Source organism: Rhodopirellula sp. SH410 (genome assembly GCF_055811895.1).
The window spans coordinates 8,116,954-8,132,707 of the sequence record NZ_CM147949.1 but is presented as its reverse complement, the minus strand read 5'-3'; the positions used below and the strand labels follow the sequence as shown (position 1 = coordinate 8,132,707).

Below are 15,754 nucleotides of genomic sequence, written 5' to 3'. Positions count from 1 at the left end.
GAGATATTCACTGGCGAGAAGAAGTCAGCCCCCCATTCTATGCAAATCCCCGCCGCGATGCCAGCTTTTCCACTTAGTTTTCCACATGTGCAAAACCGCCGATAGGCTGCAGTTTCTTGGAAATCACGTCGATCGCTCGCGTGACTTCTTCCTCCGTGGAAAACTTGGACACCCCAAACCGGAGGGCCGCGTCTACGGCCGCCTTGGCCACCCCCATCGCCATCAACACATGACTGGGGGGGCTGCTGCCGCTACTGCACGCCGAGCCGCTGCTGCAGGCAACTCCCGCGAGATCGAGCGCCATCAGAATCGTTTGCCGATCCGTGCCGGGCAACGACAAACAGGTGGTCGAGCCGATGCGCCGAACCGATTGTCCATGCACGATCAGCTGGGGATGCCGGCGTTGGAGCTCACGCTCGAGTCGATCCCGCAAACTCGCCATGTGGATTGCAGCGGCGGGCTGTTCCGCGACGGCAATCGCCGTCGCCTCCGCCGCCGCGATCACCAGTGGTACCGGTTCGGTGCCCGGGCGGGTGCTCAACTGCTGCTCGCCGCCATGGAGCGACGGACGGATGGCGACGCCGGGCGCCAACCAAAGGAATCCGACGCCGACCGGACCGTGATACTTGTGCGGCGTGAATGTCACCGCGGCGGCTCCCCACTGCACTAAATCGATGGGCGTTTTCCCAATCGACTGAGTCGCATCGACATGCAACAGCACGCCGTGGTTTCGACAGATCTCCGCAATTTCAACGATCGGTTGGATCACTCCCGTCTCGTTATTTGCCGACATGATGGAAACCAATCCGACCGGCGTGTCCAACCGTTTGGCTTCGGCCAACCCACGTTCTAAACCGTCCAGACGCACGACTCCATCGGCATCGACTCCAATCGACAACACTGCACGGCCCTGCCCCGCCAAGGTCGCCGCGACACCGAGGACACTGGGATGCTCGATCGTGCTGACGAGAATCGCACCGTCCTCAGGCCCGAGTCCCGTCACCGCGAGATTGTTCGCTTCGGTCCCCCCACTGGTCACGATCAACCGGGCAGCGTCGACGCGTGTCAGATCACTGCCGAGCGATTTCCCAATCCGGTCGAGTGCCGACTCCAGCCGCCCCCGTGCACGGCGACCGAACTGGTGCTGGCTCGACGCATTGGCGGGGCCGGATCGCCACGTGTCCATCAACACGTCTGCGACGCGTGGGTCGAGTGCTGTGGTGGCATTGTTATCGAGGTAGATCATGGATCAACAGCTGGTTTCTGAGGGGGGCTTTGCTCATCTTGGGCGGCCTCGGCCGTCAAGACGTCCGCCAAATCGTTCAGGCCTGCGGCTCGCATGTCGCGCACCAAGGACGCATATTCCTTCTGCAAATACTGCCTCTGGGTCGCCCGCAACGCGTCGGCGTTGTCGATCGGACGGACCAATTCCAGTAGACGTGGCATCAGAATGTACAGTTCTCGCTGCGCCAGGGTACCGATGGTAGGCCACAAGATGCTGGCCAATTTTGGGTGGTCCTGACTCCACTGACTCCAAAATTGCCCGCCGCCTCGCGGGAGCCGGAGTTGGCTGAGCAGGAGCGCCGCATCCGCGTCCTGGGGCTCACTCCCGCCGCGCCGCAACGACGCCAGATGCCACAGGGTGGGCGGCGTCGACGGCGGGGAGATCCACTGCTTTTGCGTTAACAGAAGGGCGGTCGGCGGTGTGCTGCTCGAACGATTGATCGGCGTGATCTGCCAATGAATGATCGGTATCTCATAAAATGAAAACCGTCGTGAACGAAAATGGGTCGGTGAGAATTCTTCACCTTCGACGTACCCCATCGTGCAAATCACCGCCCACAGCAGAACACCGAGAATCACGGCGGAAACCAGCGAGATCCAAAGTTGAGATCCATTGATTTTTTGCATGCAAAATCGATTGAAATGGGAGAAGGGGAGGGTTCAGGGTGGTTGTCGTTGCGTGCGGAGCGTGCGTTGAAGTATGGGAACATGAAAAAGCGAAACGGATCAATGCAAGATGCAAAGTGCCTCCGAACACACCCCGACTTGCATTCCTTCACCCTCACTCTTCCATGCTTCCGAAGCAGGTCGGGGGAATTCATTGCGCACAACCCCATTCGCCGTTTAGGCGTTCACTCCGGTTGAATGCGAGAACCCTGACGAACGCCCAAATGGCGAATCGACCGAAACACTTCCCTGACCCGCTTAGGAACGAGCGGAAAATTACTGTCTGAAATTGCGGTCGAACGCTCCGCGGTCGACCATTCCGACCGCGGAGCGTTCGGCCACTTATTTTCCGCTCGTTCCTTCGGTGATGAGCTCAGGTGCATGTTAACCGGTCTGGTGACGCAGAGGCGACTGGTTCATGATAGGTGTGTGGCAAAACCGATACCGACCGGCCTTAAAGAATAACGAATGCTTGGTCGACTGTCGCTCGCCAATGGTGAGCCGAATGCCGTGAGGCGGTCGGGTAACGCGCGCCACCCGACCGCCTACGCGACTCGGCTCAATAACTCAACAGCCCGGTTAGCGTTGGTGGGTTCGCTAGCCACTCCAAAACTATGCGACCTCGACTCCAAGGCGACCTTCCATCGTAACCAACATGAATCCCTATGGTGCCCCGTGGCGACGACTGACGTCGCTCCGCGATCGGTTCGAGGCGACTGCCGCGAATCATCGCGATGTCACGTTTGGGCTCATGAATCACGTCGCCGGGAAATTGCCCACTGGCGTGTCGCGGGCCGAGGAAGCGACTGCGGAGGCGGGTGATCAGGCGACACAATCGCAGTCGAACGAATCTTCGGCGTCCCGCAGCCGTGTCGAGGCGTTGCTCCTGATCGCGAAATCACCCCTGAATTACCGCAAAATTGCCTCGTTGGCGGGACTCGAAGACGCGACCCAAGCACGCACGCTTGTCGCCGAACTGAACGAACTCTACGATTCGCTCGGACGCAGCTTTCGGATTGAACAACTCGCCGGCGGTTGTCGCATGATGACCCGCTCGGTCGTTGCACCGTGGTTGCGCCGACTCGGAGTTTTAGCTCCAGCAATTCGCCTGAGTTGGCCGATGATGGAAACGCTCGCAGTGGTGGCGTACCGCCAAGACGTCACGCGAGCGGATGTCGAAAGCGTCCGCGGTGTCGCCTGCGGAGAGATTCTGCGGCAACTGATGCAGTTGGATTTGGTCCGAATTAGTGGACGCAGCGACGATCTCGGACGACCCTATCTTTACGGAACCACCAAACGTTTCTTAAAAATCTGCGGATTGCCATCGATAAATGCCTTGCCAGCGATTGACGCACGGGGATTCTGTGATGATGTTTCTGGTACGCAAGTCGCTACAACTAATGGTGGCGGTTCTGAACTTTCCCCTTCTAATGAATCGGTCGAAGCGACCGTTTCCCAAGTCCCCAAGGAGTCTGACGTGAGTCTCGCAGTGACCGACGCTCTCGCCACCGATTCGGTGTTGTCTCATTTTACAACCGGCATCGCCGACCAGGGTGCTGAGTCGTTTGATCGGACGGACACGTCTGCATCGGACGAGATAGAACCCACCGCCGTGATCGAAGACGAGGAAGATGACCTCTACGAAAACGGCCTCGAAGATGATGACGACGACGATTTCGTTGACGACGACGACGATTGGGACGACGACGAAGAAGACGACGACGAAGAGGAGGAGGACGGCGATGAAGAAGACGACGCCGATGAAGACGATGACCTCGAAACCGACGACAGCTGGGAAGAGGTCGACGACGACGACGCTGACGAAGATTGGGACGACGACGACGAGGATGATGAGGACGACGACTGGGACGAGGAAGCCGACGAAGAAGAGGAAGAGGACGACGTCTAGTCGATCAGAACTGATCCTGTTTCGCGAAGTGGCCACGCTCGCCAGAGCGTGGACGCCGCCAGAGCGTCCACGCACGGATTAATCTCGGTACAGAAAAGCCACCCGTCGCGGTCGCCGCGAGGGGGCGTCCCAACGAGCACACGCTGTCCGGACCCTGCTCGATGGGTTCCAATCATTGGCAACGATCCCAGAGGGATTGCAGCGATGAATGGTGAGTACGCGTAGCGGGACCCAAGCACCCGCGTACACGCAATCACGCCAAACGCCGCTGGACCGTGTGTCCGCTGGACCGTGTGTCCGCTGGACCGTGTGTCCATCGGGCCGCGATCTCAACGCTGGAAGCATGGAGCGATGCTCTGAGTTTGCCTACCACCGCCCCATGTCCGGGGCTCGCGTGCGCCGCATCAAACCCCGGTCCACCGGGCGTCTCCGCTCAGCTATTCCCGACGTCCTCGGTTTCTGCTTCGCTGTCCAACGCCTCGGCATCGAGCGGCGCGGCGTAACCGCCCGCGGCGAGTACCTTCTGTTTGATTTCGTCCCTGATATCGGGGTTTTCAATTAGGAAATTGCGTGCTTTCTCTTTGCCTTGACCGAGATACGTGTCGCCATACTTGAACCATGCACCGCTGCGATTGACCACTTTGTGCTCGGTCCCCAGATCCAAGAGGTCGCCTTCGAAGCTGATCCCACAACTGTGCATCATGTCGAATTCCGCGATGCGGAACGGCGGCGCCACTTTATTCTTGACGATTTTTGCTTTGACGCGTTGGCCGACTTGCTCGTCGCCGTCCTTGAGCGCCCCGATCCGACGGACGTCGATCCGACAGGAGCAGTAGAACTTCAGCGCCCGGCCGCCCGGTGTCGTCTCGGGACTACCGAACATCACACCGACCTTCTCGCGAATTTGGTTGATGAAGATTACCGCCGTTTTGCTCTTCGCGATCGCCCCCGTCAATTTCCGCATCGACTGGCTCATCAATCGCGCCTGCAACCCAACGTGGCTATCACCGATCTCGCCCTCGAGTTCTGCCCTGGGCACGAGGGCGGCAACAGAGTCAATGATGATTACATCGACGGCATTGCTCTTGACCAACATTTCGCAAATCTGCATCGCCTCTTCACCGCTGCTGGGTTGACTGACGAGCAGACTGTCTAGCTCGACACCCAGTTTTTTCGCCCAACTGGGGTCAAAGGCATGCTCAGCATCAATGATCGCGGCAATCCCGCCCATTTTTTGTGCCTCGGCACCGACATGCAGCGCCAACGTCGTCTTCCCGCTCGATTCCGGACCGAAGATTTCGATGATCCGCCCACGCGGGATCCCCTGCCCGCCCAGTGCCATGTCGAGGCTCAACGAGCCCGTCGGAATGCCGTCGATGGTGAGTTTATGGGACGCACCGAGCGGCATGATCGCCCCTTCGCCGAATGATTTCTCGATCTGCTGCAGGGTCGTCTTCAGCCCCGGTTCTTTCTCCAAAATTCGCTTCATGCCCGGATCGAGTTTGACACCCTTGGCTGCTGCTGCAGTCGCCGTACGTGGTTGCTTAGCCATATCCCTGTTTTCCTTAAGTTTTTCTTTTCCAGCTCAAATATCACGAGCGACGCAACATCGTCGTCAGTTTGAACATCACCGAACGAAGAAGCCGGTTGATGGTATCGCGAAACCAGCCCCTGGACAACAAATTTCATTCCGAAACCCCGATAATGACAGGGGAAATAGTTCGAAACGATTGAATTTCCAGAAACGTTTTCAGCAACAATTCATCATTGGCGGGTGCGCCCCATGTGGCTCACGAAACTAGTATCGCCGCGCCCTGGGACACGTTTGGTCACCGGCCCACGAACGCCCGCAAAAAGATCATTCACGCCCGACACGTGGGTACTGTCGATTCCATGAATCGCGTCAGTGAGGGATTCGATGAGATCCCTCGCCGACGCGTTGGGCTACCATACCCCCGCATCATCGCGGACACGACAAATTCGGCAGAGCGCTAGCGATGCTCCGCTACCCTAGTGGTTTCGTGCCCAATCCCATCTCTCATCCAAGGTTCCCCACCGTGCCTGAATCGCTTTCCGCAACTCCCCGCCAGCGAAACCACTGGGTTTGGTTGATCGCACTGTCTCTGGTCGCCGCGTGCCTCACCGTGATCGCCGCATCGCTTGCCGGTGGTGGCGGCGAACCGGCGAAACCCATCGCCATGGCACCACCGCGAACTTCCGAGAACGCAATGCCGTCTTCCGATTCCGGTGAAACAGTGGAGGTGTCGATGGCAGAAATGCTGCAACTCGCCGGTGACGCGCTCGCCAAGACGATCGCCCAACTCGATGACTACACGGCGCGGCTGACCAAACAGGAGCAAGACCGCAACGGCGTACTGCAACCGGCGTCGGAAATCGACATGAAGGTCGTCACACGGCACGCCGGTGGCAAGCCAGATGGGCCGCTAAAGGTCTACCTGCGGTTTGATTCCCCCAGTCGTGTGCGCGGACGTGAGGTGATCTGGGTGGAGAACGAAAACGACGGAAAAATGCGGGTCCGCGAAGCTGGCATGGTCGGGGCGATGATGACCGTGTCGCTGCAACCCGATGGTTTTCTAGCCATGCAGGGCCAGCGATATCCGATCACCGAAATCGGACTGACTCGACTTCTCGAAAAGCTGATCGAGCGTGGCGGCGAGGACCGCAACGATCCCAAGGTGCACGTGTTCAAAACAGAAGGCTACCTTTTTGACGATCGACCACTGACCCACCTCCGCATTGAACGCAGCGAACCGAGCGGTCGGGAAAACGATTTCGCGGTAGCGGAACTGGTCCTCGACCAGTCGCAAAACTTGGTCGTGAGCTATCGCAGCTTCGGCTGGGCGGAAGCCGGCAGTGAGCAGCGTCCCTTGCTCGAATCCTACGAATACCACGACCTGAAGACGAATGTCGGGTTGACCGATCGAGACTTCGACACGGCCAACCCCGACTACACGTTCGCCCAGTAGAACCAGGGCGATTGCCCCCGTCCGAGACGGACTCCGCGTCAATACGTTCCACGGGTAGACGCTCGGGACACTGCTTCCCCAGCGACTGCCCGATCAAACCGCGTGGCAGACCGGGATTTCTGGCGCCACGACCGCCATCGGCACGGTCGCCGGAAAATCGGTCCGCATCGTTTCGGCAAGCCGCTTGCGAGCAGTGTGCAACCGGCGCTTAATCGTGCCCACGGGAGCATCGAAGCGGTCGCTCATTTCGATCAGTGATTGTCCTTGCAAGTAAAACGCCCGCAAGGTTTGCTGGTCGATGTCTCCCAAGCGGGTCAAACCGCTACGGACGGCATCGGCTCGCTCACGATCTTCAAACGCCGTCTGAGGCGATGCATCGTCAGCACAGGTGGCCTCCAACGTTTCGGGGTCACAGGACACCGACAAGCGCCCCCGGGTGGCCCGGTTGATGGCCATCCGGTGCACGATCTGTCGCAACCAGCCCCCGAAAGCTTCCGGGACACGCAATTGATCGACCTTCTGCATCGCTTGGATAAAGACGTCCTGTGCCAATTCTTCGGCTTCGTGAGCATTTCGCATTCGCTGCATCGAGAGCGCCACGATGGTGGGCCGATATCGTTCGAACAGTTCGCCGAACGCATCTCGGTCACCCGCTTGCGCGAGGACGACGAGCTGTGCGACCGTCAATGGAGCATCGTGGGTGACGTTGTGCATCGGCAATATCGCAGCCGAGATAGGGGTCGAGTTTTCGAGAGTGATCGTCATGATTTGTTCCTCCCCAGGATCAAACAGGGGCATTCCAGTTTCAAACTGCCAGTGAAAGCTTCCAAGATTCGTTCAGGAATCGCGATGGTTCTGCTGTTCGCGGGCGGAGTCCACGCCGATGAGGAACGTGCAGCGACCCGTTCATGCTTTCCGATGCAAAGGCTCCAGACATACTCGTGCTGAGTAGTAGGCTGGAAGGAAAAGCAGTTCAGGGCGCTGGGAACATCTCTCTGGCGCTAGCAGACTTCTGCGAGCAGCATCAAGGGTTGACCGAAATCAGTTCGCCGAAGCTTCGTTTCAGACCACGGAACTCAAGGCTGCAGTGGATGCAGCAATCCGGGGCGAAACGGGCTTACGAAGAATCGTTTTCGGGTCAGCTAGCTGGGTACGATGCGGGTGGCGTTAGCCTATGACCGCGTGGTCCTGGCTCGTGCGATTCGCCGCTCGCGGTGACATGGTCACCGGGACGACTGCGAAACGCGTCATCTGGGGTCGCCCCCATAATCGCGACTGTGATGGACACGTTTGGTCCATCTGCAGCGAAAAACACGTGCGTTTATCGCTCCCGAGGTCGGCAGGCGTACTGCCGACGCTGGCATAAAGAGGCTTCCATAACAGCTCGCGACGTTCTCGTTGGTCTGCCGGATGGGCCGACCACGTGAACTCCGCGAGTCTCTCGGTAAGGTTCACGACGACTGTCGAGATCCGGCCGAAACCATTGCACAGAAGTCCGCTAACGCGGGTCGCACGAATGACATTCAGGTTGGAAATCAGAGTTCGCATCGGAACCTCCCGGCACCGTTTCTTACGGTGCGGTTGTGGAGCACAAATTGGAAATACAGCTCACGTGGCGGCCCATCAAAGGAACCACCACCCTGCAGAACAGACGGTCGGTGAGACTGCGATCGGTAAAAACCGTGCCGAAAACTAGGCACATTCACACCACGGTTTTCGTGGTGTGGGACTGGTTTTCGGTTACGTTCTTAGAAGACTATTTCAGCAGAAGGTTCGCCCGGCTACTAGAAAAATCTTTAAATTTCCAAAATATGTCTGCACCCACGCCCGCACGATCCAGAAAAACAGCGGTAAAACCTTGGTTTACTGGGATCCGAGCACCGCGATTCTGGGAATCGCTGGCCCCTCTGATTTTCCCGCCGGTGTGTGTGCTCTGCGGTGAAGCGACCGGTCTGAACATGAACGAAAACTCGCTCCGGCGGTACGCTACATTCTGCGCCAGCTGCGAAACCTCGCTGATTCAGTCTCAACCCATGATGCGGACGGCCTGCGATCGATGTGGCTGGCCACGCAGGGTCCGCTCGCCACATCTGATTCGCTCGGCCCCGGTGTCTGCGGATCCACTGAGCGAAATGGAAGTGTCCAGCTCGGAGCCTGATTGGTTGCCCTGCCCCAAGTGTCAGGGGCGCGCCCGTCCCCATCGTTTTGCTCGGATCACGCCGCTGTATCGATATCACGATGCGGCGCGCACCGCGGTCGTCGCTGCCAAATACCCCCGCAATTCCGCCGTCACACGGGAACTGGCGATGCGTTTGGCCGACCGCTGCCGCAGTCGCTGGCCTGAGATGACAGCGCCAGCCGCGCAAGACGCGGCACCGGTGATCGTGACGAGCGTCCCCAGCCCGTGGATGCGGCAGGTCCGCCGGGGCGGTAGCGGCACACGCTTGCTATCCCAATACACCGCTAAGAACCTGGGGCTGCCCTACGTGAGCCTGGTCCAGACCACCCGCTCGATCGCGAAGCAAGCGTTGCTCGATGACGATGCCCGCGGTGACAATGTGCGAGGCGCATTTCGAATTGGCAGACGTTGGCGAAAAACGAGCTTGGATTGTGACGTGTTATTGGTCGATGATGTGATGACGACCGGCGCCACCGCCGACGAAGTTGCCGGTGTCCTGATCGACGCGGGGGCTCATCGGGTATCGTTGGCAGTGGTTGCCCTCGCCATGCGGGATTCATGAACCTTTCGGGCGATTTTGCCGAATCATGGGTGGATCCCTGCTGCCAGTGGAAATCACATGCTACAGTTTTCCAGGCGGCTCGAATTCTCGGGGGCTCGTGCTGGAAAGGACTTGTTCCTCAAATCGCGAGCCGGATGATTCACACTTCTTCTCTTTTCGCCTCGCGTTCCTCGCCAGCCGACGATTATGACTGACCCACAGAATTCCAACTCACACGACGACAGCGCCTCTGATTCCTCGCTGAATGATGCCGAGGTCAGAAGGGCTCCGACCTCAGGGCACGGCGCGCGACGGGCGGTACTGCGCGGTCTCGGGGTGGTCCTACCACCTCTCTTAACGATTGTCGTGCTGATTTGGGCATGGAGCGCGATCGAGAATCGTGTCTTAATCCCGGTCGAGGGCGGGATTCGCTACTTGATGGTGTGGGGATTTGCCGACATCCGCCACAGCGTGCCCAAGGATGCAATCCTTGACACCAACGAAGACGCCGCCGGTGGGAGAAAACACCCTGGCTACACCTATCGCTCGGTAACCTACGCAGCCGACCCGACCGGGCGCCATTACCTGCCCGCTTATGTGGTCCGGGAAGTCGACGACAATGCCGACGCGTTCGGTGCGTCGGCGCTGCCCCCCAAAACCGCCACAGCGTACTGGGATCGCTACTACCAGCTGCATTACATGCCACGCTGGATCGTGGTCCCAGTCTTCCTGATCCTGTTCATCTCGCTGCTGTACTTCCTAGGTCGTGCCTTCACCGGTGGCATCGGTCGCTGGTTTGTAAGCACGTTCGATGCCACCATCCTGCGCATCCCGATCGTCAACAAAGTGTACGGCAGTGTGAAACAGATCACCGATTTCGCGTTCGATGATCGCCAGATCGAGTTCAACCGGGTGGTAGCGATCCAATATCCGCGCGAGGGAATTTGGTCGCTCGGTTTTGTAACCGGCAACGGAATGCGGGAAATCTCCGAAGCCGCCGGCGAACCGATGCTCAGCGTCCTGATGCCGACCAGCCCGATGCCGATGACGGGGTTCACCGTCACGGTCCGTCGCAGCGAAGCGATTGACTTGGAACTGACGATCGACGAAGCGATCCAATTCGTGGTCAGTTGCGGCGTCGTCGTGCCGCCTCAACAGCGGGTCGAGTACCCTACCAAAGAGCTGCCCACCCAACCGGCCGCCAGGCTCAGTACGCCAACCAAAACGTGAAGTACAGGTAGACACTGATCACCAGCCCCAAGATGGCGACGGTCATGACGACGTCCACGGGCGTCCAGCTTTCACGAATCTCACGGACGTCGGCCTCGCTCCGAGAACCCCACGTCAGGCCCCGCACTCGCTCGGGATCAGGTGCTCGTGTGCAGAGCGTGGTCACCACGATCACCAGCAAACAAATCGCGAATAACACGGACGAGAAATACAGAAAATTCGCATCGCCTATCCAGGCGAGCAACGCAGGCGATGAGACCTTGCCCGGGCCGCTGCCATAGATCGCTTGCACGATCGTTTTGCCCAACCCGAGCGCAAAGCCAAAGGTCAAACCCACGACCGCAGCAGGCGAATTCATCCGCGGCCATAGCAACCCAACAAGAAACACCGCCGTGATCGGCGGCGCCAGATAGCCCTGCACGGATTGCAAATACTCATACAATCCGCCGCCGGAAATACGGGCCATGACCGGGATCCACGCTAAACCGGCCGCGACGACAACGAGCGTCGCAATTCGCCCGACACGAACGAGGTGCTGCTCGGAGTGCCCCGGACGCAATTTCTGATAGATGTCAATCGTAAATAGCGAAGCGGCCGAATTGAAAAGCGACGACAGCGAACTCATCAGTGCCGCCAATAAACCTGCCACCACCAGACCACGTAATCCAACGGGCAGCAGCGACGTCACCAGCGTCGGAAATACCTTGTCTCCATCCAAACCCATGCTGCCATCGGCCATCATTTTCGATGGAATCGTGATCAGCCCTTTGCTGTGCAAGGCCCACCCGATCAATCCGGGAACCAAAAAAATGAATACCGGCCACACCTTCAACACGCCACCCCACAGCGCTCCGCGGCGCGCGTTGCGGAGATTTTTGGCCGAGAGTGTGCGCTGAACAATGTATTGATCGGTACACCAATACCACACACCGACGATCGGGGATCCAATCAAAATCCCCAGCCATGGGAAATTGGGATCGTCGATCGGTCGCCACAACGCAAACGCATCCGCGTTCGCCTTGGCCATCACGCGGAGCTCTTCCCAGCCGCCGAGTTGTTGGAGACCGATGAATGTGATGCAGATCGAGCCCACCAATAAAATTAGGGCTTGCGCCGCATCGGTGAACAAGACGGCCCGCAGGCCGCCGAACACGGTATACAACCCCGTCAACAGCACCGTGGCGATCGCGCCAATCCAAAACGCAGCTGCGGGTGACCCGAACGTGTCAGGCAACAATGCCGAAAACACGACAGCCCCGGCGTACACAGTCACCGAGACTTTCGTAAACACATAGGCCACCAACGACACCACCGAGAGGATCCAGCGTGAGGTCGAACCGAAACGCAGCTCGAGAAATTCGGGCACGGTGTACACGCCCGTGCGGTAGTAAAACGGCACGAAGAACCAAGCCAGCATGATCATGATCCACGCGTGCAGTTCGTAATGGGCCATCGCGAGCCCCGACACCGCGCCCTGACCCGCCAAACCGACAATGTGCTCCGAGCCAATGTTCGATGCGAACAGCGAAGTTCCGATCACGAACCAGCCGACGTTGCGCCCCGCTAAGAAATAGTCCGCCGTGTTGTTCTGGCGGCGGGACGACCAAGCCACCACGCCGGCCATGATCAAAAAGTAACCCGCGATCACTCCCCAATCGATCAGCGTCAGGTTGCTCGCCGCTGACAAGATGACTGGAATCTCGATCGGCGTTAAAGAATCAGGCATGAAACGAAACCGTCGTCGATGGGGATTAAACTGTCACGGCCCACCGGTTCCGCCGATGAACTTCAGATGCCGCCCTAAAATAGCAAGTTTGCAGTCGGATAGTAAACTTCTGCCAATCCAAATTAAACAGGGCGTTCTTCTCAGACTCTGGTTCACAGCTCTCCATTTTGCTCCAGACAACCGATCCCACGGCCACGTCTGGATCTGTCGACACCCGATATGGGCCGCTGATCGCCAACGACCGCGCAGTCAATCTCGCCTGCATGAGGGCCTTGTAAGGAACGAGCGGGAAATGACTGTCTGAAATTGTGGCCGAACGCTCCGCGGTCGACCATTCCGACCGCGGAGCGTTCGGCCACTTATTTTCCGCTCGTTCCTAAATCATACTGAATCGGTACGTTTCCAACGGATGCTGCCTATGTCTGATCGGGAACGTGTCCGCTGGGGACCGACTCGCCAATGCCCCATACTGCAACTCATCGCCGGTGGAACCGGACCTACTGCACTACTCTGCAGCATCGTAGGCCTCTTCGGGTTCTTGAACGCAGCTGCTGGTGAATTCGACGCCATCATCGACGTCACGCAACGTGAACGTGCAGTCAATGAACGGCAAGGCGATCTTCATATCGATCCCCTCATAGGTCTCCCGTAAGAAACCGTCTGGAGTTCGCCGCATGACGATCGCAAACGGGATGTGCTGCTCAAGGATGATGTAACACCCCAGCGACGGGATCTTCAGGTAGGCATTGAGTTTTTCATCGCAGTCATACGCTCGGGTCGATGGAGACAAGACTTCGATGATCAATGCTGGTTGATCCTGAAAAACATCGGTGGGAGCGTTGCTTTCGCAGATGACCTGAAGATCAGGGTAATAAGCAGGTTCGGGTTATTTATTCCGCATAACCTTATTAGCCGTTTGGGCGTTAGCCTGGACCGCTAAACCTGCCAATAGACCGAAAGACTTTCCCGAACCTGCTTAGCAACGCGGGATCAATAACTGGCGTAGTGGATCTTGTTAAGACGGAACCGACATTAGGTGGCTTTGCTGCGGGCGACTTTTTTTGGTGGTGCAAAATTTTTTAGCTGGGGCCTCTCTGGAGGCCCTGGTTTGACTGTCGAGGAGTCGCAGGCTCTACATGAACCGTCGTCCTAGTCGCCTATTGCCCCTGTTTTTCCTAGTTAATGGCCAATTGGAGCGAATTCTTTCGCTGGCGGCGCATTGCCACCGCTCGAAGCAGATTCCAACCGGCCAGCTTCAGTAGGATCGAAAGCTTCACCGCATTGTGGCCGCGAACGCGGAGCCGACCCAAGCCCATCATTCGCTTGAGGCAACCGTTGGTCCCTTCGATACCCGACCGCCAACGGTACCTATCGCGGAACTCGTCGCTCTGCTCGTGGCGACGACGCGCGTCGGCTCGAACCGCACTGCCGGTAAATTGAATGCGGCCGGTCGGCTGCTCGGTGTCCCGATTGCGTTGAACGCGGCAGTGTGCAAGCAGCGGGCAGTGCTGGCACTTCTCGGGATCCATCTGTGCGAAAGTGTAGTCGCCTTTGGCGTTGTAGTTGGTCGACTCGGGAGCGTGACCAGCCGGGCAAGACTCCAGTTCACCGGCGCAGTTGAGCTTGAATTGGTCGTAGCCGATTTCATCAGCATCGTACTTCTTCGAGCCTGGCACCGGAGCGACCAATTCGACGCCTTCTTGCTTAGCCGACTCGACGTTGGCGTCGCCACCGTAAGCGGTATCAGCCAGCAGTTCGTCTGGCATGACATCCCGCTTTTTCAAGTCCTCCAACACCGGCGAGACCGCATCGGCGTCGTTGTCCGCAGCGGTTTCGACTTTGGCCGAAGTAATCAAGTTCGGCTCGCCGTCTTCGTTGAACGTCTCGGCGATTTGAACCTGGTATCCGGCTCCTTTGTGACCGCTGTAGGTCGCGTCGGGATCCGACGGATTGACGATCACATGGCCGCCGGTTTTCTTGCGAACTTCGACGAATTCTTCCCGAAGTTCGCACTGCTGGTTAAAGATCGTTTGCAGTTGTTTGAAGGAGTCCCAGTCGCAGATCGGTTTGGTTTCGGTTAATTCATTGAGGATTAAGCAGAGGTCTTCGGCGGCTTGCTGCAACGCAATTTTCCGCTGTTCGGTAGTGCGTGCGTCGCCAAAGATTCGGCTGTCGGATTGCTTGCGGTAGCGGGCCAAAAGCTCGTCGTCAAATCGGTCGATCAGCCTAGCCGAACCAGACTGAGCGTCGTGCTTTTCGACTTTCTTGAAGAACCGCCGCAGGGCCACGCCGATCATTTGGGCGCGTCCCAGGGTGGCCATGTCGCTGAGCACATGGGTGGAATCGAGACGCTGTTTTTTGACTTTGACTTCCATGCTTTGCAGCAGGGTGTCGGTAACGCCTGCGAAGATCTCCTCACTGATCTTCTCGTTGCTTTGCATTCGAGCGATGTAGCGTTCAATGGTTCGCTGAGTGACTTCGGTGCTTGGCTCCAAGTTCAGTGCGTACTGGATGTCGGTTCGGAACAGCAGTGCTTCGTGGGCCTGGGGGACAGTCCAACCTTGAAAGTCACGGATCCAGAGGAGCGCGATGATCGCGTGCAACTCAAAGGTTGGTCGTCCTTGATCGTCACTGAGATGCTCACCGACGAGGCCGATGGGCATCTGCTCCAAGAGCACGTCGCGAAGGAGGCCCTGCCATCCGTTGTCAATCATCTTTCGCCCCATGGGGCCGATGACGCCCTCGAACGGGTCGAAAAGTCTTTGCTGCGTAGGTAGTTCGATGGTTTTCACTGACTAACCGACCACTCGAAGAAAAAAGCTAAATCCAGACAGCAAAAGGTAACGCATCTCGCCCACGAAAGAAGCCGGTAGCATGAGACTTTTGTCGGGCGCGTCTGTTAAAGATCCATCCAGAACAGGATCTTTAACAAGATCCACTACGGTAAACCCGTTAGAACCGTTGGATGATGACAAGGGTGCCATCTGGCAGAACTATTTTGGCCCGACCAAGCCGGAAGGTGTCACGCGTGGCAACTGGATCCAGCCCCTCCCCGGCAAAGGCTTCATTGCATGCCTGCGACTCGGCAGCCCGCTCGAATCTTTCTTTGACTAAAGTTGGCGATCGAGTGCGGTCGAACTGCTGGAGTAACGCGAATATTCCTACGCATGGAAATGCATGAAGACCGTCAATCGGGGTATACTGTGGTTCGAACGCTGGGGACGCCGGCTGA

General features: G+C 58.0%; 11 protein-coding genes and 1 pseudogene. 4 read left to right on the top strand and 8 right to left on the bottom strand.

The features are described 5' to 3' along the window. Nucleotides 1-73: 73 nt before the first annotated feature. Nucleotides 74-1,246, bottom strand: a complete 1,173-nt coding sequence (locus SH410x_RS29970) for a cysteine desulfurase family protein (protein WP_473673506.1) — start codon at nt 1,244-1,246, stop codon at nt 74-76. Beyond that, a complete protein-coding gene (locus SH410x_RS29965) occupies nt 1,243-1,911 on the bottom strand; it encodes a hypothetical protein (protein ID WP_473673504.1) in 669 nt (222 codons plus the stop codon). Before SH410x_RS29965 ends, SH410x_RS29970 begins: the two co-directional genes overlap by 4 nt. 694 nt (nt 1,912-2,605) lie before the next feature. Here SH410x_RS29965 and scpB point away from each other — a divergent pair. Then, entirely contained in the window at nt 2,606-3,859 is a 1,254-nt protein-coding gene (scpB, locus tag SH410x_RS29960) for an SMC-Scp complex subunit ScpB (protein ID WP_473673502.1), read from the top strand. 433 nt (nt 3,860-4,292) lie between these two features. Here scpB and recA read toward each other — a convergent pair whose 3' ends face one another. After that, complete coding sequence (recA, locus tag SH410x_RS29955; protein ID WP_473673500.1) at nt 4,293-5,411, bottom strand: recombinase RecA; 1,119 nt, start codon at nt 5,409-5,411, stop codon at nt 4,293-4,295. 505 nt (nt 5,412-5,916) lie between these two features. On the opposite strand from recA, the gene SH410x_RS29950 reads away from it, so the two are divergent. Continuing rightward, nucleotides 5,917-6,846: a DUF1571 domain-containing protein gene (locus SH410x_RS29950; RefSeq protein ID WP_473673498.1), complete on the top strand. Its 930-nt coding sequence runs from the start codon at nt 5,917-5,919 to the stop codon at nt 6,844-6,846. A 93-nt stretch (nt 6,847-6,939) separates the two neighbouring features. Here SH410x_RS29950 and SH410x_RS29945 read toward each other — a convergent pair whose 3' ends face one another. Then, nucleotides 6,940-7,611 (bottom strand): RNA polymerase sigma factor, encoded by a 672-nt coding sequence (locus SH410x_RS29945; RefSeq protein ID WP_473673496.1) that lies wholly within the window; start codon nt 7,609-7,611, stop codon nt 6,940-6,942. A gap of 402 nt (nt 7,612-8,013) precedes the next feature. Further along, nucleotides 8,014-8,394 (bottom strand): hypothetical protein, encoded by a 381-nt coding sequence (locus SH410x_RS29940; RefSeq protein ID WP_473673494.1) that lies wholly within the window; start codon nt 8,392-8,394, stop codon nt 8,014-8,016. 263 nt (nt 8,395-8,657) lie between these two features. On the opposite strand from SH410x_RS29940, the gene SH410x_RS29935 reads away from it, so the two are divergent. Both SH410x_RS29935 and SH410x_RS29930 read left to right on the top strand, forming a co-directional pair. Continuing rightward, complete coding sequence (locus SH410x_RS29935) at nt 8,658-9,587, top strand: ComFC family protein (protein ID WP_473673492.1); 930 nt, start codon at nt 8,658-8,660, stop codon at nt 9,585-9,587. A 345-nt stretch (nt 9,588-9,932) separates the two neighbouring features. Further along, nucleotides 9,933-10,796, top strand: coding sequence for a DUF502 domain-containing protein (locus SH410x_RS29930; RefSeq protein ID WP_473673490.1), 864 nt, complete (start codon nt 9,933-9,935; stop codon nt 10,794-10,796). On the opposite strand, the gene SH410x_RS29925 is transcribed toward SH410x_RS29930, so the two are convergent. From SH410x_RS29925 to SH410x_RS29915, 3 genes and pseudogenes are all read right to left on the bottom strand, one after another. Further along, nucleotides 10,774-12,522, bottom strand: coding sequence for a sodium:solute symporter (locus tag SH410x_RS29925; RefSeq protein ID WP_473673488.1), 1,749 nt, complete (start codon nt 12,520-12,522; stop codon nt 10,774-10,776). The two genes, SH410x_RS29930 and SH410x_RS29925, sit on opposite strands and share 23 nt — an antisense overlap. A gap of 505 nt (nt 12,523-13,027) precedes the next feature. Further along, a pseudogene (locus SH410x_RS29920) lies at nt 13,028-13,390 on the bottom strand (Uma2 family endonuclease); the annotation flags it as partial. A 307-nt stretch (nt 13,391-13,697) separates the two neighbouring features. After that, the gene (locus SH410x_RS29915) at nt 13,698-15,314 is read right to left on the bottom strand and encodes a transposase (RefSeq protein ID WP_473668332.1); all 1,617 of its coding nucleotides are present in this window, start codon (nt 15,312-15,314) and stop codon (nt 13,698-13,700) included. Nucleotides 15,315-15,754 lie beyond the last annotated feature (440 nt).